Consider the following 18,426-nt stretch of genomic DNA (forward strand, 5'->3'; position numbering starts at 1 on the left):
GGAGCCTTTACGGCGCCCCGGCCAACCCGTCAGACCTCTTCGACGCTGCTCGGCTCACGCCGGGACAGGTCGATTCCGAGCTCTTCCGCTGCACGGAAGACGTCCTCATCGGTGTCTCGCATCTCGATGGACATGCCGTCCGAGGACAGCACCTCCACGTTGAGGCAGAGCGACTGCATTTCCTTGATGAGCACCTTGAAGGACTCAGGAATGCCGGGCTCGGGGATGTTCTCGCCCTTGACGATGGCCTCGTAGACCTTCACGCGGCCGGTCACGTCGTCGGACTTGATGGTCAGCAGCTCCTGGAGTGCGTACGCGGCGCCATAAGCCTCCAGCGCCCACACCTCCATCTCACCGAAGCGCTGTCCACCGAACTGAGCCTTACCACCCAGCGGCTGCTGGGTGATCATCGAGTACGGGCCGGTGGAACGAGCGTGCAGCTTGTCGTCCACCAGGTGGTGCAGCTTGAGGATGTACATGTAGCCGACCGAGACCGGCTCCGGGAACGGCTCGCCGGAGCGGCCGTCGTACATCAGCGCCTTGCCGTCGCCCTTGACCATGCGGTCGCCGTCGCGGTTCGGGATCGTGGACTCGAAGAGTCCGGTGATCTCGTCCTCGCGGGCACCGTCGAAGACCGGAGTCGCGACGTTGGTGCCGGCTGCGACGTCGTCCGCGCCGATGGTCTTCAGGCGCTTCATCCAGTCGGTGTCGCCATCGATCTTCCAGCCCTGGGAGGCGAGCCAGCCCAGGTGGATCTCCAGGACCTGTCCCGGGTTCATCCGGGACGGGACGCCCAGCGGGTTGAGGATGATGTCGACCGCGGTGCCGTCCTCAAGGAACGGCATGTCCTCGATGGGCAGGATCTTCGAGATGACGCCCTTGTTGCCGTGACGGCCGGCGAGCTTGTCACCATCGGTGATCTTGCGCTTCTGGGCCACGTAGACGCGGACCAGCTGGTTCACGCCCGGCGGCAGCTCGTCGCCCTCTTCACGGTCGAAGACGCGGACGCCGATGACCTTGCCGATCTCGCCGTGCGGAACCTTCAGCGAGGTGTCGCGCACCTCGCGCGCCTTCTCACCGAAGATCGCACGGAGCAGGCGCTCCTCCGGGGTCAGCTCGGTCTCGCCCTTGGGCGTGACCTTTCCGACCAGGATGTCGCCGGCCACGACCTCGGCACCGATACGGATGATGCCGCGCTCGTCGAGGTCCGCCAGGACCTCCTCGGAGACGTTCGGGATGTCCCGGGTGATCTCCTCCGGGCCGAGCTTCGTGTCACGGGCGTCGACCTCGTGCTCCTCGATGTGAATCGAGGAGAGGACGTCGTCCTGCACGAGACGCTGCGACAGGATGATCGCGTCTTCGTAGTTGTGGCCTTCCCACGGCATGAACGCCACGAGGAGGTTCTTGCCGAGGGCCATTTCGCCCTCTTCGGTCGAAGGACCGTCGGCGAGGACCTGGCCTGCGATGACGCGCTCGCCGTCGTCGACCACGACCTTCTGGTTGAAGGACGTGCCCTGGTTGGAGCGGTTGAACTTGGCCACGCGGTACGTGGTGTAGGTGCCGTCGTCGTTGGCGACCGTGATGTAGTCCGCGGAAACCTCCTGGACCACACCGTCCTTCTCGGCCGTGATGACGTCGCCGGCGTCGACCGCGCAGCGGTACTCCATGCCGGTGCCGACCAGCGGGGCCTCGCTCTTGATGAGCGGCACCGCCTGGCGCATCATGTTGGATCCCATGAGCGCGCGGTTGGCGTCGTCGTGCTCGAGGAAGGGGATCATGGCCGTCGCCGCCGACACCATCTGGCGCGGCGAGACGTCCATGTAGTCGACCTCGCCACCGGGGATGAGGTCGACCTCGCCACCACGGCGACGCACGAGCACTCGGCCCTCGGTGAAGGTGTTCTCGTCGTTCAGGGCCGCGTTCGCCTGGGCGATGAGGTAGCGGTCCTCCTCATCGGCTGTGAGGTAGTCCACCTCCTCGGTGACCTGGCCGTCGATGACCTTGCGGTACGGGGTCTCGATGAAGCCGAAGACGTTCACCCGGCCGTACGACGCGAGCGAGCCGATCAGGCCGATGTTCGGGCCTTCCGGGGTCTCGATCGGGCACATGCGGCCGTAGTGCGACGGGTGCACGTCACGGACGTCCAGGCCGGCCCGCTCACGCGAAAGACCACCCGGGCCGAGCGCCGACAGGCGGCGCTTGTGGGTCAGACCCGACAGCGGGTTGGTCTGGTCCATGAACTGGGACAGCTGGCTGGTGCCGAAGAACTCCTTGATGGAGGCGACGACAGGCCGGATGTTGATCAGGGTCTGCGGCGTGATCGCCTCGACGTCCTGGGTCGTCATCCGCTCGCGGACGACGCGCTCCATCCGGGCCAGGCCGGTGCGCACCTGGTTCTGGATGAGCTCGCCGACGTTGCGCAGACGACGGTTGCCGAAGTGGTCGATGTCGTCGGTCTCGACGACGATCGACCGGCCGCTGTCAGCGACCGTCTCGGTCTCTCCGGCGTGCAGCTTGACCAGGTACTTGATGGTCGCGAGCACGTCGTCGGTGGTGAGCACCCCGGCGTCGAGCGGCTGGTCGCCGCCGAGCTTCTTGTTCACCTTGTAGCGGCCGACCTTGGCGAGGTCGTAGCGCTTCGGGTTGAAGTAGAGGTTCTCGAGCAGCGTCTGCGCGGCCTCACGCGTCGGCGGCTCGCCCGGACGCAGCTTGCGGTAGATGTCGAGCAGCGCGTCGTCCTGGCCCTGGGTGTGGTCCTTTTCCAGGGTGGCGCGCATGGACTCGTACTCGCCGAACTCCTCGATGATCTGCTCGGTGGTCCACCCGAGAGCCTTGAGGAGAACGGTGACGGACTGCTTGCGCTTGCGGTCGATGCGGACACCGACCATGTCGCGCTTGTCGATCTCGAGCTCCAGCCAGGCACCGCGGGACGGGATGACCTTGGCCGAGAAGATGTCCTTGTCGGACGTCTTGTCGATGGAGCTGTCGAAGTAGACGCCCGGCGAGCGGACCAGCTGCGAGACGACGACACGCTCGGTGCCGTTGATGCAGAAGGTGCCCTTGTTCGTCATGAGCGGGAAATCGCCCATGAAGACCGTCTGGGACTTGATCTCGCCGGTCTCGTTGTTGGTGAACTCAGCAGTGACGAAGAGCGGAGCCGCGTACGTGAAGTCGCGGTCCTTGCACTCGTCAATGGAGTTCTTGGGCGGCTCGAAGCGGTGGTCGCGGAAGGTCAGTGACATCGACCCGGAGAAGTCCTCGATCGGAGAGATCTCCTCGAAGATCTCCTCCAGACCGGACTTCCTGGGGACGTCCTGACCACTTTCCAACGCGGCCTCTACGCGAGCCTTCCAGGCAGCATTGCCGAGCAGCCAATCGAAGCTCTCGGTCTGCAGCGCCAGGAGGTTCGGAACCTCGAGGGGCTCCTTGATCTTCGCAAAAGAGATGCGCAGCGGGGATGTGCTTGCGCTGTTGTTCGTATTGGCAGTCGAGGCGTTGCGCGAGGCGGCCAAGAGGGGGTCCTTCCGAGGGCTCGGACTCACTACGCGCGTACCGGTCCCGTTTCGAGCGCGCAGGTGGAAATCCCGGATCAGGGACTTTCATTCAGCAGTGCTCAAGTGCGGGCATGCCCCTGGTGACGGGCAGGAGGCAGCTAACAGGCAGCGCAAAGGGTCAGTGTAGCCACTAGGCACACTGATGTCCAGAGCAGGGTTTCGGAGACCGGCAGTGCCAATCTCTCCCTCCGGGAGGAGTCTCCCCCTCGTTGTTTCTCCAACGCTTGCGACCGCTCGCCGCAAGGCTTCCCGCTTCGCCCCGGATCCATGCCTCGGGCCGCGGATCCGTGTGACGACGCGTCCTGAGAATTGCGCGCCGCGTGCCGTTCGTCAAGGCCCCCCGGCCCCGACCGAGATCGTCACGGGGGGCTGTGGCGGGCAACGAAGATCACCATACCCGGCAGGGCCGACGAGGCAAGGCAACCGCTCCTGGAACGCCCAAGGGCGGTCACCCGGATGGGTGACCGCCCTTGAGTTGGATGAGCCGCAGGCTCTCCACGCGCCCCGGAGGGCGCGAGAGGGACTACTTGACCTCGACGGAGGCGCCGGCGCCCGCGAGGGACTCCTTGGCCTTCTCCGCGACGTCCTTCGCGACCTTCTCGAGGACCGGCTTCGGAGCGCCGTCCACGAGGTCCTTGGCTTCCTTCAGACCCAGCGAGGTGAGCTCACGCACGACCTTGATGACCTGGATCTTCTTCTCGCCGGCGCCGGTGAGGATGACGTCGAACTCGTCCTGCTCCTCGACGGCCTCGGCGGCAGCGGCGGCGGGGCCGGCCGCGGCGACCGGGGCGGCAGCCTCGACGTCGAACTTCTCTTCGAATGCCTTCACGAACTCGGAGAGCTCGATAAGGGTCATCTCACCGAAAACGTCGAGCAGCTCGTTGTTGCTGAGCTTCGCCATGTTGGCGGTCCTTCCACTAATTCGGCTGGTGCCGGGGGTTCATTACGGCGGGCGTACAGGCCCGCTGCGACCGTGGGCCGCGAGTGACTCAGGCGGGTGCCTGACTACTCGGCGGTCTCGGCCTCGACGGGAGCCGGAGTACCGGCACCGCCCTGCTCGTTCTTGCTGCGAAGCGCGTCCGCGGTGCGGACGAACTTCGTAAGCGGAGCCTGGAAGGTAGCCGCGGCCTTGACCATGGATGCCTTCATGCCGCCGGCCAGCTTGGCGAGCAGCACCTCACGGGGCTCGACGTCCGCAAGCTTCTTGAACTCATCGGCGGACAGTGCCTTACCGTCAAGGACACCGCCCTTGATGATGAGGTTGGGGTTGTCCTTGGCGAAGTCGCGCAGACCCTTCGCAGACGTCACCGGGTCACCGGAGACGAAGGCAACCGCCGTCGGACCTGTGAACAGGTCGTCGAGCGAGGTGATCCCGGCCTCGTTGGCCGCGATCTTGGTCAGCGTGTTCTTCACCACGGAGTACTGGGCGTCCTCACCGAGGGAACGACGCAGCTCCTTGAGCTGCGTCACGGTGAGACCCCGGTACTCGGTCAGCACAGCGGCTGTGGAGTTGCGGAACTTGTCCGTCAGCTCGGCAACCGCGGCAGCCTTGTCGGACCGTGCCATAAGCTCGGCCTCCTTCCGGGTGATGGTCCTCGACTGATCTCGCGATCAGTCATGTTCGCCGGACCGCCCGAATCGGGCACAAGGAAGAATGCTGCAAAAACGAAACGCCCCGGTGCGGGTGCACGGGGCGTGACTCGACCGTCCGGGCTCAGGAGCCCCACGGGAGTGTCAACCACATTCACCTGCACTGGGCCGCCCGCGATAAGCGGTTCCTTCGGCCACCGAAAACCCCGAAAGGCAAACGGTAACGACCAGCGGTCTTTGGCTACCTGAGCAGCGTACGCGAGCGGGCGGCGAGCAGGCAAATCGCCGCCTGGGGCGCGCCTGGGAGGCCGCGCGGGGCCGCGCGCGGGAAACCCTTTCAGCCGGGCCGCCCGCGCCCCGACGCCGGCTTCTCGTACCGGCTGCCGGCTGCTGCCCGCTGCCGTCAGGCGTCTCGTACCGCCCCCGACGCAAACACGGCGGGCCCCGCGCTTCCGAAGAAGTGCGGGGCCCGCCGTGGAGCTGCTCACGCAAACGCGCGGGCCGCCTGAATCACGCGATTCAGATGGCTTCGTCCTCGACGAGGAGGTTGCGGGTGCGGTTGGCGTCCAGCTGGATGCCGGGGCCCATCGTGGTGGAGAGGGTCGCGTGCTTGATGTAGCGACCCTTCGAGGCGGACGGCTTCAGACGAAGGATCTCGTCCAGCGCCGCGCCGTAGTTCTCGACCAGCTGCGTCTCATCGAACGACGACTTGCCGATGATGAAGTGCAGGTTCGAGTGCTTGTCGACGCGGAACTCGATCTTTCCGCCCTTGATCTCGGTCACGGCCTTGACCACGTCCGGCGTCACGGTGCCGGTCTTCGGGTTCGGCATCAGACCACGCGGACCGAGCACGCGGCCCAGGCGGCCGACCTTGCCCATGAGGTCCGGGGTGGCGACGACGGCGTCGAAGTCCAGGCGGCCCTTGGCGACCTCTTCGATCAGTTCGTCGGAGCCGACGATGTCGGCGCCCGCGGCTTCCGCGGCCGCTGCGCGGTCACCGGTCGCGAAGACCAGGACCCGGGCGGTCTTACCGGTGCCGTGCGGGAGGTTCACGGTGCCGCGGACCATCTGGTCGGCCTTGCGCGGGTCGACACCCAGACGCATGGCGACCTCGACGGTCGAGTCGAACTTGGTGGTGGAGGTGCCCTTGGCGATACGGACGGCCTCGAGCGGGGCGTACAGGCGCTCCGCCTCGATCTTGGCGTCCGCAGCGCGGAGGTTCTTGCTGCGCTTCACTGCTTCTCCTCAGTGTTGACGGGAGTTGTGGTGCGGACCAGCGCGTGGTCCTCCCACAGGAACTGCGAGGTGGCTGTCAGCCCTCGACCGTGACACCCATGGAACGGGCGGTGCCGGCGATGATCTTCTCGGCGGCGTCCAGGTCGTTGGCGTTCAGGTCAGGCATCTTGGTCGTGGCGATGTCACGGACCTGGTCACGGGTGATCTTCGCGACCTTGGTGGTGTGCGGCTCGCCAGAGCCCTTTTCCACACCCGCGGCCTTGAGGATCAGCTTCGCGGCCGGCGGCGTCTTGGTGACGAACGTGAAGGAACGGTCTTCGTAGACCGTGATCTCCACCGGCACGACCATGCCACGCTGCGACTCGGTCGCGACGTTGTAGGCCTTGCAGAACTCCATGATGTTGACGCCGTGCTGGCCCAGCGCGGGACCTACCGGCGGAGCCGGGTTGGCGGCGCCGGCGTTGATCTGGAGCTTGATCAGCCCCGTGACCTTCTTCTTCTTCTTGGGAGGCATTGCTCTCTCCGGGTCCTAGTGAGAGTGGTTCGCCGCCTGATTCCGGTCATCCGGATGGCGGCATACCGCACCACGATAACCGGTACCGCGGTGAGGCCTGAAACCGAGCAGGTCAGACGAGTCCCCCGCAAGCGGGAGGTACCCCCAGCGAAAGCCCATCTGACCTGGTCGGAAGTATGAAGTCGATCAGTTCTTCTGGATCTGCTCGAAGGAGAGCTCGACCGGAGTCTCGCGGCCGAAGATCTCGACGAGACCCTTGACCTTCTTCGAGTCGGCGTTGATCTCGTTGATCGTCGCCTGCAGCGTCGCGAACGGGCCGTCGGTGACGGTGACCGAGTCGCCGACCTCGAAGTCCAGCACCTGGACCTCGACCTTGCGGCCCTTGAGCGGCTCGCCGGACTCGGCTGCCGCCGCCTTGGCCGCGGCCTCCTCGGCCTCGGGGGCGAGCATCTTGACGATCTCGTCCAGGGTCAGCGGGTACGGGTCGTAGGCGTTGCCCACGAAGCCGGTGACGCCGGGGGTGTTGCGGACGACGCCCCACGACTCGTTCGTCAGGTCCATGCGCACCAGCACGTAGCCGGGGAGCTTGTTCTGCCGGACGGTGCGGCGGTCGCCGTTCTTGATCTGGACGACTTCTTCCTGCGGAACCTCGGCAGCGAAGATGAAGTCCTCGACGTTCAGCGAGACGGCACGCTGTTCGAGGTTGGTCTTCACGCGGTTCTCGTAACCCGCGTAGGTGTGGATGACGTACCACTCGCCGGGCAGGGCGCGGAGTTCCTCGCGGAGCGCGACGACGGGGTCGACTGCCTCCGGCGGCTCCTCGGCGGTGTCGTCGTCGGCCGCTTCGCCGTCTTCGCCCTCGGAAGCCTCATCGGCCTCGTCGGAGACGGCGTCGGCGGTCGCTTCGGCGGCGGGCTCGTCGTCCGTGGCGGTCGCGGTCGCGTCGTCCGGCGCGGCGGCGGCGTCCTCATCGACATCGACCTCGATCACGTCACCCTCGACGTTGACCGCGGCCTCTTCGGCGGGCTCGCCTGCGGCGGCGTCCTCGGTGGCGGGCTCGTCGAGGCCCTCGGCAGCATCAGCGCCGTCGGCGTCATCGACGATGTTCTGCGCGGTGTCATCGCCCGCTACCTCTGCCGAGGCTGTCTCGCCATCGTCGGGCTGTGCCGCCTCGACGGGCTCAACGGCGTCGTTCAGGTTCGGGTCAGACACGGTGGCTGCTTCTTCCTGGCTTCACTTCAATGGGTGGAACGCGCGAAGGGGCACCCTGAGGGCGCCCTCCGTACCATCAGCCGAAGACGTACTTGACGACTTGGCCGAATCCATAGTCAATCACGGTCACGAGCCCGATCATGATGACTACGAAGACGATCACCACAGAGGTGTACGTCGAAAGTTGGTTACGCGTAGGCCATACGACCTTACGCAGCTCCGCGACAATCTGGCGGTAGAAAAGACCGAGGCGCCCGAAAGGCCCCTTCTTTCCACGCTTGCCACCGCGGCGAGGCTTCTTCTCGGAATCGGAATCCGAGGTCTCGTTCGCGGGACGACCGCTCTCAGGCATGTCGATGGAGCCCAGGGCGTCCGTCACTCGTCCTCACCTGAATCCGGGTCGTGTCCGTGCCGCGCCCGGTTGAGCCGCACGGCGGTTCATTTCACTACCTACGCATGCACGCATCCGGTGAAAGACACGTGTAGCAGGGCCGGAGGGACTTGAACCCCCAACCGCTGGTTTTGGAGACCAGTGCTCTACCAATTGAGCTACGACCCTTTGTGGTTCCCCCAACGTACCGCATCCGTCCAGCTGCACCGAGTGCACATGGACGGCACCGCCGAAGAGGGCCAACGACGCATGAGTGTACGTGTTCCGTGGCCGGGCGTCGAACGGGTCACAGTCGCGCGCTGTGTCAAACCCCCGTGCAGGGCCTGTTGGTGGTCTGCGACGATGCAGGCATGACCGCTGCCACTCCTCCCGTCCAGTCCCCCACCGACCGTCGTGTCTCGGCTCGCATCGGTGCGATCTCCGAGTCCGCGACGCTCGCCGTCGACGCCAAGGCGAAGGCACTCAAGGCCGCCGGGCGTCCGGTGATCGGCTTCGGTGCGGGCGAGCCCGACTTCCCGACGCCCGACTACATCGTCGACGCCGCCGCCGAAGCGTGCCGCAACCCGAAGTACCACCGCTACACCCCGGCGGGCGGGCTCCCCGAGCTGAAGACCGCCATCGCGGCGAAGACGCTGCGCGACTCCGGCTACGCGGTCGAGCCCTCCCAGATCCTGGTGACCAACGGCGGCAAGCAGGCGATCTACGAAGCCTTCGCCACCATCCTGGACCCGGGCGACGAGGTCATCGTGCCGGCCCCGTACTGGACCACCTACCCGGAGTCGATCCGGCTCGCGGGCGGCGTGCCGGTCGACGTGGTCGCCGACGAGACGACCGGCTACCTGGTCTCCGTGGAGCAACTGGAAGCGGCCAGGACGGACCGGACCAAGGTCGTCCTCTTCGTCTCCCCGTCGAACCCGACCGGCGCGGTCTACCCGCGCGAGCAGGTCGAGGCGATCGGCCGCTGGGCCGCCGGGCACGGCCTCTGGGTGATGACGGACGAGATCTACGAGCACCTGGTCTACGGCGACGCCGAGTTCTCCTCGCTGCCCGTGGTCGTGCCGGAGCTGGCCGACAAGTGCATCGTGGTCAACGGCGTCGCCAAGACGTACGCGATGACCGGCTGGCGGGTGGGCTGGCTCATCGCCCCCAAGGACGTCGTCAAGGCCGCGACCAACCTCCAGTCGCACGCGACCTCGAATGTGTCCAACGTCGCCCAGGTGGCGGCCCTGGCGGCCGTCTCCGGCAACCTGGACGCGGTCGCGACGATGCGCGAGGCCTTCGACCGCCGCCGGCGCACGATCGTGCGGATGCTGAACGAGATCGACGGCGTCGAGTGCCCGGAGCCGGAGGGCGCGTTCTACGTGTACCCGTCGGTGAAGGGGCTGCTCGGCAAGGAGCTCCGCGGCAAGCGTCCGGCCGACTCCGTGGAGCTGGCCGCGCTGATCCTGGACGAGGTCGAGGTCGCGGTCGTCCCCGGCGAGGCCTTCGGCACCCCCGGCTACCTGCGGCTTTCCTACGCGCTGGGCGACGAGGACCTGATCGAGGGCGTCTCGCGGCTGCAGAAGCTGCTGGCCGAGGCTCGCGCGTGACGTCTTCGGGTTCCACTGCGTTCGATCGCGCTGCGTAGCGTCACATAGCGTTTCGGCGCATCGCTGAGTGCTTCGCTGAGTGCTTCAGCGCGTCGCACAGCGTTCGATACGGGCTCCCGGCTGCGGCCGGGGGCCCGTATCTGTATTCGGGTCCGCATCCGGGCGGGCGCTCGTTCAGGGAACCGACTACCAAAGGGGCGGGCCGGTACGGCAAGATCTTGGGATGTCGCAGTCTTCCGGTGAGCACCCCCCGCACCCCACGCACCCCCGTCAGCCCCCTCGTGACGTCCGCCTGCTGCCGAAGGCCCATCTGCATCTGCACTTCACCGGGTCGATGCGGCCCAGCACGCTGCTGGAGCTGGCCGACAAGTACGGCGTGCACCTGCCCGAGGCGCTGAGCAGCGCCGAGCCGGCCAAGCTGCGGGCGACCGACGAGCGCGGCTGGTTCCGTTTCCAGCGGCTGTACGACATCGCCCGGTCCTGCCTGCGCTCCCCCGAGGACATTCGGCGGCTGGTGCGCGAAGCCGCCGAGGAGGACGCCAGGGACGGTTCCGGCTGGCTGGAGATCCAGGTCGACCCGACCTCGTACGCGCCCCGGCTCGGTGGCCTGATCCCGACCATGGAGATCATCCTCGACGCGGTGCGCGAGGCGTCCAGGGAGACCGGGGTGGGGATGGCCGTGCTGGTCGCCGCGAACCGGATGAAGCACCCGCTCGACGCCCGCACGCTGGCCCGGCTCGCGGTACGCTACGCCGACCAGGGGGTGGTCGGCTTCGGGCTCTCCAACGACGAACGCCGGGGCTTCGCACGGGACTTCGACCGGGCCTTCGCCATCGCGCGGGAGGGCGGGCTGCTGGCCGCGCCGCACGGCGGCGAGCTCGCGGGGCCGAGCAGTGTGCGGGACTGCCTGGACGACCTGGACGCGGTCCGGATCGGCCACGGCGTACGGGCCGCCGAGGACCCCCGGCTGATGGCGAAGCTCGCCTCACGGGGGGTCACCTGCGAGGTCTGCCCGTCCTCGAATGTGGCCCTGGGCGTGTACGAGAAGCCGGAGGACGTGCCGCTGCGGACCCTCTGGGACGCCGGCGTGCCGATGGCGCTGGGGGCCGACGACCCGCTGCTGTTCGGGGCCCGGCTGGCCGCGCAGTACGAGCTGGTGCGCGAGTACCACGGCTTCTCGGACGAGGAGTTGGCTGAGCTGGCCCGCCAGTCGGTACGGGCGTCGGCCGCGCCGACGGGCATCCGGGAGACGCTCCTCGGCGGCATCGACGGCTGGCTGGGCGGCGGGGCGGCGGGTGCCGGTGGGACGGGCCTCGGCGGGATCGGCCTCGGCGGGATCAGCGGGGCCTAGGCCTCCCCGGCCTAGGCCTCACGGGCGTGTCCTCAGACGCGGGTGTCCTCAGAGACTGCGGTGCGTTTCAGAGGCTGACGCCGACCGTCACCGGTTCATTCACCAGGGTCACCCCGAACGCCGCGTGGACGCCGGTGACGACCTCCCGGGCCAGTGTCAGCAGGTCCTCGGTGGTGGCCGTGCCCCGGTTGGTGAGGGCGAGCGTGTGCTTGGTGGAGATGCGGGCCGGTCCTGTCCCGTAGCCCTTGGTGAAGCCGGCCTTGTCGATGAGCCAGGCCGCCGACGTCTTGAACCGGCCGTCCTCGGTGGGGAAGCCGGGGGGTGTGACGTCCGGGCCGAGGCGGTCCAGGGCGCGGGCGAGGAACGCCTCGTGCTCGGCCGGGGTGAGGATCGGGTTGGTGAAGAACGAGCCCGCCGACCAGGTGTCGTGGTCGTCCGGGTCCAGCACCATGCCCTTGCCCGCACGCAGCGCGAGGACGGTGTCCCGCGCGGTGGCGGCCGGCACCCGCTCACCCGCCCGGACGCCCAGGACGCGGGCCGTCTCCGGGTACTTGAGCGGGGCGGACAGCCCGCCCGCGTCCTCCAGCGCGAAGCGCACCCGCAGCACGACGAAGCGGTCGGGGTCCTGCTTGAACCGGCTGTGCCGGTAGGAGAAGCCACAGTCGGCGTTGGGGATGGTGACGGTCTCGCCGGTCCGGCGGTCGTAGGCGATGACCTCGGTGATCGTCGCGGAGACCTCCTGGCCGTACGCCCCGACGTTCTGGATCGGGGTCGCGCCGGCCGAGCCCGGGATACCGGCGAGGCACTCGATTCCGGCCAGACCCGCGTCGACGGTGCGGGCGACGGCGTCGGTCCACACTTCTCCGGCGGCCAGTTCGAGGCGCGTGCCGGTGAGGTCGAAGCCGCGGGTGGCGATGCGCAGGGCGGTGCCCTCGAAGCCCTTGTCGCTGATCACGAGGTTGCTGCCGCCGCCGATGATCAGCAGCGGGGTCCCGCCGTCGTCCGCCGCGCGGACCGCCTCGATCACCTCGTCGTCAGTGGTCGCCGTCACGAGGCGGGTCGCGGGGCCGCCGAGCCGGAAGGTGGTGAGCGGGGCGAGGGGGGCTTCCTGGAGTTCCTGCACGGGGTCCAGCGTACGAGGGCGCCGGGGCGCGGGCGGCACGGGGCGCGGGCGGCCCCGTAGCGGTCGCACCGCGTGCCGCGCCGGGGCGGGAGCGGCCGGCCACCCGCTGCGCCCGCTCGCGCCGGGCGGGGGCGGCCCCGTACGCGCTGCTGCGCCCTCCTGGACAGTGGGCCAGCTCCCCCGCACCCGCTCCGCTACGCGCCGAGCCCCTCCCGCCAGGGCGGGAGGGGCTCGGGCCTTCGATCGGCGGCTGGGCGGCCTGTGGGCCGGCCTTCGGCCAGGGGCGGCAACCGGCCGCTACGCAGACACCCGCGTCTTCGCCGGGGACTTCGTGGTCGAGATCCCCAGGTCCCCGCCCACAGTCCCGCCAGGCACCCGCGTCGCGCGCTGCCCGCCCGGGATCAGCAGGGCGGCGAGTGCGCCGAGGGCCACCGCCGACGCGCCGACCCACAGGGCCGGGGTCAGGCCGTCGGAGAAGTGCCGGGCGGACTCGTAGCCGCCCCGGGCGGAGAAGACGGAGGCGAGGATCGCGATGCCGAGCGCGCCGCCGACCTCGCGCAGGGCGTTGTTCGCGCCGGACGCGATGCCCTGTTCCTCGGTGCGGACGCTGCTCATGACCAGGTTGGCGGACGGGGCGAAGTACATCCCCATCCCGACGCCGCTGACGATCAGGGACGGGATCTGATCCCCGTACGAGACGTCGGGAGACACGGTGAGGGCGAACAGGGCCAGCCCGAGCGCCTGGAGCGCGAGGCCCCCGGCGACGATCAGCCGGCCGCCGATGCGGTCGGAGAGCGCTCCGGCGATCGGCGCGACGATCATCGGCATCGCGGTCCACGGCAGCATCCGCACGCCCGCTTCCATCGGGCTGTAGCCGCCGACGCCCTGGAGGAACTGGCTGATCAGGAAGATCGACCCGAACATGCCGAGGAACATCAGCAGACTCGCGACGTTGATCGCGGTGAAGGCCCGGCTGCGGAACAGCCGCATCGGCAGCATCGGGGCGGGGCTGCGGAGTTCGTACGCCACGAAGGCGACCAGCAGGGCGGCTCCGACGAGCAGCGAGGTCAGGATGGGGGCGCTGGTCCAGCCTTCGGCGTTGCCGCGGACCAGGGCGTAGACGATGCCGAACAGGCCGGCGCTGGCGAGCGCGGTGCCGGGCAGGTCCAGCCGGGAGTTGGCGCCCCGGCTCTCCTGAAGGCGGAGCAGGGCGAGCGGCAGCAGGACCAGGCCGATCGGCACATTCAGCCAGAAGATCCACTCCCAGGAGACATGCTCGGTGAGCGCGCCGCCGATGAGCGGCCCCGAGGCGATGGCGAGGCCGTTGACCGCGCCCCAGATCCCGAAGGCCATGCCGCGCCGCGCGGCCGGGACCGCCGCGGTGAGCAGGGTGAGGGTGAGCGGCATCATGATCGCCGCTCCCGCGCCCTGGACGGCTCGGGCGGCGATCAGCCCGTCGATGCCGGGGGCGAGGGCCGCCGCGGCGGAGGCGCCGGTGAAGATCACCAGGCCGGTGGCGAACAGCTTGCGACGGCCGAAGCGGTCGCCGAGCGCGGCGCCGAACATCAGGAGGACGGCGAAGGTGAGCGTGTAGGCGTTCACCGTCCATTCGAGGTCCTCGATGGCGCCGCCGAGGTCCTCACGGATCGAGGGCAGGGCGGTGGTGACGACCAGGTTGTCGAGCGCGGCCATGAAGCCCGCGCCGCTGGTGATGATGAGCGCCCAGATCATGGTGCTGCGGCGGTACGGCCGCGCGGCTTCGGCGGGGGGCGCCTGTCCTTTCCGGCCGGTCCGGGCTGCCTGGTCCGTCTGGTCCGGTCGGCCTGTCTGGTCTGTTGGGTCCGCCTGACGTTCTTGCCTTGCTCCCTGTTCCTGTTCCATGACTCCCCCTGATGATTAGTTATTGATGACTAACTCTTACGGGCAGAAATGTGCACGGCTCATCACCGCGTTTCGCTCTACCGGGCGACCCCGCGCTACCGGGGGACCCGCAGCTCAGACATGTCGAGCCCCGACCAGACGCGATGGCCCTCCGGGAAGCCCAGCGCCACCAGCACGTTGATCAGCATCCCGCAGGCCAGAAAGTCGGTGGTCTCCGCGGCGTCCCCGCCGAAGGCCAGCTTCGACTGGTCCCAGAGATCGGCCCAGCCGGCCCGGATCGCGGCGCCGAACTCCGAGTCCCCGGCGGCCTCGGCGGAAGCCACGGCGACGTACATCTGCATCTGCATCAGCAGCATGTCGCGGTCGTCGATGAGGCGCATATAAGCAGCGGCCATGGCCTCCATCGGCGACGCCTCCGGGCGCGCCTCCAACTCCTCGGCCATGGCCTTGCGGGTCTTCAGCAGGCAGCGCTCCGAGGCCGCGAGGAAGATCGCCTGCTTGCTGGGGAAGAGCCGGAAGAGATACGGCTGCGAGACGCCCACCCGGCGAGCGATCGCCTCGGTCGACGTTCCGTTGTAGCCGCCGCGGGCGAATTCGGTGATCGCCGCGCGGATGACGCTCTCGCGCCGCTCCTCTGCACTCATCCTTGCCATGCAAGCTAAGTTAGTGGCCAATCACTACCCTAGTCAAGGACGAAATCGCCCCCGGCGCGAAAGCCGGGGGCGACTCGGGACGGTTCGGCGCGCTGCGCCTGGCCCGCCCTGCCGTCGGGCAATGCCGTCAGACCTTGTCGTCAGGCCACGCCGTCAGACCTTGCCGTCAGGCCAGCCGGAGCACGGCGCGGGACATGCCCAGCACCTTCTGGCCGGCGTTCATCGCGACGAGGTCCACCCGGACCGTACGGGCGTCGTCGTCGAGCTTGGCGGCGACCTTGGCGCTGACCTCGATCAGCGCGCCCACGCCGTCGTTCGGGACCACGACGGGCTTGGTGAAGCGCACGCCGTACTCGACGACGGCTGCCGGATCGCCTGCCCAGTCGGTGACCACCCGGATCGCCTCGGCCATGGTGAACATGCCGTGCGCGATGACGTCGGGGAGGCCGACCTCCTTGGCGAACTTCTCGTTCCAGTGGATCGGGTTGAAGTCGCCGGAGGCACCCGCGTACCGCACGAGCGCGGCGCGGCTCACCGGGAAGGACTGCGCGGGCAGTTCGGTGCCGACCTCGACATCGTCGTAGCGGATCTTCGCTGCCATCTCAGCCCCCTTCGGCGGCACGGGCCACCAGCATCGTGTGCGCGGTCACCACGTGTTCGCCGTGCTCGTCGTGCACCTCGCCGCGGACCGTCAGGACGTCGTTCCCCGCGAGGGACTTGATCGAGTCGATGGTGGTGCTGACCGAGAGCCGGTCGCCCGCGCGAACGGGGCGGGAGTAGGCGAACTTCTGGTCGCCGTGCACGACCCGGCTGTAGTCCAGGCCGAGCTGCGGATCGTCGACGACCTGGCCGGCCGCCTTGAAGCTGATCGAGAAGACGAAGGTCGGCGGGGCGATCACATCGGGGTGACCGAGCGCCTTGGCGGCTTCGGGATCGGTGTACACCGGGTTGGAGTCGCCCACGGCCTCGGCGAACTCGCGGATCTTCTCCCGGCCCACTTCGTACGGCGCGGTGGGCGGGTAAGTCCGCCCGACGAAGGACTGGTCGAGCGCCATGGGCTCGCTACCTCCTGCAGCGTGATGACAGTAATACCGGAGTCGCCGGGAGAACCCGGCGACGACGGAAACCGTCGAAGCCCGGCACCCGACCGGGCCGGGAACCCAGGGTGACCGGGACGCCCGGCACATGCCGCGAGGCCGTACCCGAAAAACGGGTACGGCCTCGCAATACAAGCCTGTAGGAGCTACTTAGCGCGTTTCGCGGTGCGCGGTGTGCGCGTTGCAACGCGGGCAGTGCTTCTTCATCTCAAGACGGTCCGGGTCGTTACGCCGGTTCTTCTTGGTGATGTAGTTCCGCTCCTTGCACTCCACGCAGGCCAGCGTGATCTTCGGGCGGACGTCTGTGGCAGCCACGTGAGTGCTCCTTGACGGACGGGACGGATGAACGCATAAAAGAGTAGCCGATCGAAGGACCGAGCCCACAATCGGCTACTGTCAGTAGCGGTGACCGGACTTGAACCGGTGACACAGCGATTATGAGCCGCTTGCTCTACCGACTGAGCTACACCGCTTAGATGTGTGCCCGCCCCACCATACGGTGAAGCGCTTGCACATCAGAGCCCCAATGCGGAATCGAACCGCAGACCTTCTCCTTACCATGGAGACGCTCTACCGACTGAGCTATTGGGGCGAGCGAGGAAGACATTACACGGTCGACCGCCGAAGGTGAAATCCGTATCGGGCCTGGGCAACAGCGGTCCCAAAGACCACGCCGGTACGACTATTCAGCCCCTCCGCGCATCCTCCGCGAAGCGGACCGGAGTGCCCCCTAGGCTCGGCACGCACTGCGTGATCTTGACCACGCCGGCCTCCCCGCCGAGTACGGCTTCGCACCACTGAGCACCGCTTCATATGACTCAACGTGGCTTCACATGGCTTCACACCGTTTCGCCATGCTTCACAACGCCTCGCAATCCTTTGTCTCGCAACACTGTGTACCGCCTTCACCCACCGGGGAGCGCGATGCCCGACCACCAGGCGCAGCAGCCGAACGACCCCGACGAGAGCGCCCCGGCGGCGGCCCGTGGGAGCGCCGCCCTGGTGCTCACCGGCGCCCGGCTCGCCGACGGCCGGATCGTGGACGTACGGCTCAGCGCGGGCCGCATCGAAGCCGTCGGGACGCCGGGCAGCCTCGTCCCCGGCACTCGCGTGGACCTCAACGGCTACCTGCTGCTGCCCGCCCCTGCAGAGCCGCACGCGCACTCCGACACGGCCCTGACCGCCGACGCCGACGGTCCCGTCCCGTACGCCGTCGAGGACGTCCAGCGCCGGACCACGGAAGCCGCCCTGCTCCAGCTCGGCCACGGCGCGACGGCGCTGCGCAGCCATGTGCGGATCGGCGACGTGCAGGAACTGCGCTCGCTCGAAGCCGTGCTGCAGGCCCGGCGGGCGCTGCGCGGCCTGGTCGACGTGACGGCGGTGGCGGTGCCGCGGGTGCTCACCGGCGTGGCCGGGGCGGACGGGCTGGCGATGCTGCGGGACGCGGTGAAGATGGGCGCGGCGGTGGTCGGCGGCTGCCCCGACCTCGACCCCGACCCGATGGGCTACGCCGAGGCCGTCCTGAAGCTCGCGGCCGAACACGGCTGCCCCGTCGATCTGCACACGGACGGCGACGATCCGGCGCGGCTCGCCCGGCTCGCCGCCATGGCCGGCGGGCTGCGGCCGGGCGTCGTACTGGGTCCGTGCGCGGGCCTGGCGCGGCTGCCACGGGACGCGGCGGCCAGGGCCGCGGACCAGCTCGCCGCGGCGGGCATCACGGTCGTGTGCCTGCCGCAGGGCGATTGCGGCGCATTGGAGCAGCGGGGGGCGCGTGTCTCCCAGTGCGCGCCGGTGCGACTGCTGCGCGCGGCGGGGGTCCGGGTCGCCGCGGGCAGCGGGGCGCTGCGCGACGCGGCCAACCCAGTGGGCCGCGGCGACCCCCTGGAGGCCGCCTTCCTGCTCGCCTCGCGCGGCGAGACCGGCCCGGAGCAGGCGTACGAGGCGGTGAGCACCGGTGCCCGGATGGCGTTGGGGCTGCCCGAGGTGCGGGTGGAGGCCGGGTTTCCGGCGGAGCTGCTCGCGGTGCGCGGAGAGCGGATCGCGGGCGTGCTGTCGCTGCCGTACAGCCGGATCGTGGTGCACCGCGGCCGGGTGGTGTCGCGGACGAGCGCGGTGCGGGAGTACTGCGAGTCGGCGGCGACGGTCCCGCCGGCTCTGCCGCGACAGTCGTCGCGGACGGCGGGGGCGCGGGGGCATAGGCCGCGGGGGGACGGGCAGCGGGGTACGGGCCCCTGG

Annotated in this window: 16 protein-coding genes and 3 tRNA genes; 3 read left to right on the forward strand and 16 right to left on the reverse strand. The window is 68.8% G+C overall.

Going from position 1 to position 18,426, the window contains the following annotated elements; translation table 11 throughout:
* Window positions 1-29: 29 nt before the first annotated feature.
* The 8 genes from rpoB to QMK28_RS22570 form a co-directional block, all read right to left on the reverse strand.
* Window positions 30-3,512, reverse strand: a complete 3,483-nt coding sequence (gene rpoB / locus QMK28_RS22535) for a DNA-directed RNA polymerase subunit beta (protein ID WP_326440830.1) — start codon at window positions 3,510-3,512, stop codon at window positions 30-32.
* Window positions 3,513-4,077: 565 nt separating this feature from the next.
* Entirely contained in the window at window positions 4,078-4,455 is a 378-nt protein-coding gene (gene rplL, locus QMK28_RS22540; RefSeq protein ID WP_326440832.1) for a 50S ribosomal protein L7/L12, read from the reverse strand.
* Window positions 4,456-4,559: 104 nt separating this feature from the next.
* A complete protein-coding gene (gene rplJ / locus QMK28_RS22545) occupies window positions 4,560-5,120 on the reverse strand; it encodes a 50S ribosomal protein L10 (protein WP_326440835.1) in 561 nt (186 codons plus the stop codon).
* A gap of 543 nt (window positions 5,121-5,663) precedes the next feature.
* Window positions 5,664-6,380: a 50S ribosomal protein L1 gene (gene rplA, locus QMK28_RS22550; protein WP_326440837.1), complete on the reverse strand. Its 717-nt coding sequence runs from the start codon at window positions 6,378-6,380 to the stop codon at window positions 5,664-5,666.
* Window positions 6,381-6,456: 76 nt separating this feature from the next.
* Complete coding sequence (gene rplK, locus QMK28_RS22555; protein WP_326440839.1) at window positions 6,457-6,894, reverse strand: 50S ribosomal protein L11; 438 nt, start codon at window positions 6,892-6,894, stop codon at window positions 6,457-6,459.
* Window positions 6,895-7,080: 186 nt separating this feature from the next.
* A complete protein-coding gene (gene nusG, locus QMK28_RS22560) occupies window positions 7,081-8,106 on the reverse strand; it encodes a transcription termination/antitermination protein NusG (RefSeq protein ID WP_326440841.1) in 1,026 nt (341 codons plus the stop codon).
* Between the two features lie 76 nt (window positions 8,107-8,182).
* A complete protein-coding gene (gene secE, locus QMK28_RS22565) occupies window positions 8,183-8,485 on the reverse strand; it encodes a preprotein translocase subunit SecE (protein ID WP_326440843.1) in 303 nt (100 codons plus the stop codon).
* Window positions 8,486-8,592: 107 nt separating this feature from the next.
* A tRNA-Trp gene (locus tag QMK28_RS22570) sits at window positions 8,593-8,665 on the reverse strand.
* A gap of 182 nt (window positions 8,666-8,847) precedes the next feature.
* On the opposite strand from QMK28_RS22570, the gene QMK28_RS22575 reads away from it, so the two are divergent.
* Both QMK28_RS22575 and QMK28_RS22580 read left to right on the forward strand, forming a co-directional pair.
* A complete protein-coding gene (locus tag QMK28_RS22575; protein ID WP_326440845.1) occupies window positions 8,848-10,086 on the forward strand; it encodes a pyridoxal phosphate-dependent aminotransferase in 1,239 nt (412 codons plus the stop codon).
* Window positions 10,087-10,309: 223 nt separating this feature from the next.
* Window positions 10,310-11,437, forward strand: coding sequence for an adenosine deaminase (locus tag QMK28_RS22580; protein WP_326440847.1), 1,128 nt, complete (start codon window positions 10,310-10,312; stop codon window positions 11,435-11,437).
* A 67-nt stretch (window positions 11,438-11,504) separates the two neighbouring features.
* Here QMK28_RS22580 and QMK28_RS22585 read toward each other — a convergent pair whose 3' ends face one another.
* The 8 genes from QMK28_RS22585 to QMK28_RS22620 form a co-directional block, all read right to left on the reverse strand.
* The gene (locus QMK28_RS22585; RefSeq protein ID WP_326440849.1) at window positions 11,505-12,560 is read right to left on the reverse strand and encodes a UDP-N-acetylmuramate dehydrogenase; all 1,056 of its coding nucleotides are present in this window, start codon (window positions 12,558-12,560) and stop codon (window positions 11,505-11,507) included.
* Window positions 12,561-12,857: 297 nt separating this feature from the next.
* On the reverse strand, window positions 12,858-14,291 hold the full coding sequence (locus tag QMK28_RS22590; RefSeq protein WP_326440851.1) for a DHA2 family efflux MFS transporter permease subunit: 1,434 nt from the start codon (window positions 14,289-14,291) through the stop codon (window positions 12,858-12,860).
* Window positions 14,292-14,536: 245 nt separating this feature from the next.
* A complete protein-coding gene (locus tag QMK28_RS22595; RefSeq protein ID WP_326440853.1) occupies window positions 14,537-15,094 on the reverse strand; it encodes a TetR/AcrR family transcriptional regulator in 558 nt (185 codons plus the stop codon).
* A 166-nt stretch (window positions 15,095-15,260) separates the two neighbouring features.
* Window positions 15,261-15,695, reverse strand: a complete 435-nt coding sequence (locus QMK28_RS22600; protein ID WP_326440855.1) for a MaoC family dehydratase — start codon at window positions 15,693-15,695, stop codon at window positions 15,261-15,263.
* Between the two features lies 1 nt (window position 15,696).
* Window positions 15,697-16,149: a MaoC family dehydratase N-terminal domain-containing protein gene (locus QMK28_RS22605; protein WP_326440857.1), complete on the reverse strand. Its 453-nt coding sequence runs from the start codon at window positions 16,147-16,149 to the stop codon at window positions 15,697-15,699.
* A 192-nt stretch (window positions 16,150-16,341) separates the two neighbouring features.
* Window positions 16,342-16,506: a 50S ribosomal protein L33 gene (gene rpmG, locus QMK28_RS22610; RefSeq protein WP_004571794.1), complete on the reverse strand. Its 165-nt coding sequence runs from the start codon at window positions 16,504-16,506 to the stop codon at window positions 16,342-16,344.
* An 85-nt stretch (window positions 16,507-16,591) separates the two neighbouring features.
* Window positions 16,592-16,664: transfer RNA gene (locus tag QMK28_RS22615), tRNA-Met, on the reverse strand.
* 46 nt (window positions 16,665-16,710) lie between these two features.
* Window positions 16,711-16,783, reverse strand: a tRNA-Thr gene (locus tag QMK28_RS22620).
* Window positions 16,784-17,115: 332 nt separating this feature from the next.
* Here QMK28_RS22620 and QMK28_RS22625 point away from each other — a divergent pair.
* A partial coding sequence (locus QMK28_RS22625) for an amidohydrolase family protein (protein ID WP_326440859.1) occupies window positions 17,116-18,426 on the forward strand: 1,311 nt, incomplete at its 3' end.

This window comes from Streptomyces sp. H27-D2 (genome assembly GCF_035828615.1).
GTDB lineage: Bacteria > Actinomycetota > Actinomycetes > Streptomycetales > Streptomycetaceae > Streptomyces.

Excerpts from the sequence above, each read along its gene's own strand:
- QMK28_RS22580 (WP_326440847.1), top strand. The coding sequence starts at position 10,310 with ATGTCGCAGTCTTCCGGTGAGCACCCCCCGCACCCCACGCACCCCCGT.
- QMK28_RS22595 (WP_326440853.1), bottom strand. The coding sequence starts at position 15,094 with ATGGCAAGGATGAGTGCAGAGGAGCGGCGCGAGAGCGTCATCCGCGCG.
- QMK28_RS22600 (WP_326440855.1), bottom strand. The coding sequence starts at position 15,695 with ATGGCAGCGAAGATCCGCTACGACGATGTCGAGGTCGGCACCGAACTG.
- rplJ (WP_326440835.1), bottom strand. The coding sequence starts at position 5,120 with ATGGCACGGTCCGACAAGGCTGCCGCGGTTGCCGAGCTGACGGACAAG.
- rplL (WP_326440832.1), bottom strand. The coding sequence starts at position 4,455 with ATGGCGAAGCTCAGCAACAACGAGCTGCTCGACGTTTTCGGTGAGATG.
- QMK28_RS22575 (WP_326440845.1), top strand. The coding sequence starts at position 8,848 with ATGACCGCTGCCACTCCTCCCGTCCAGTCCCCCACCGACCGTCGTGTC.
- QMK28_RS22590 (WP_326440851.1), bottom strand. The coding sequence starts at position 14,291 with ATGATCTGGGCGCTCATCATCACCAGCGGCGCGGGCTTCATGGCCGCG.
- rplK (WP_326440839.1), bottom strand. The coding sequence starts at position 6,894 with ATGCCTCCCAAGAAGAAGAAGAAGGTCACGGGGCTGATCAAGCTCCAG.
- QMK28_RS22605 (WP_326440857.1), bottom strand. The coding sequence starts at position 16,149 with ATGGCGCTCGACCAGTCCTTCGTCGGGCGGACTTACCCGCCCACCGCG.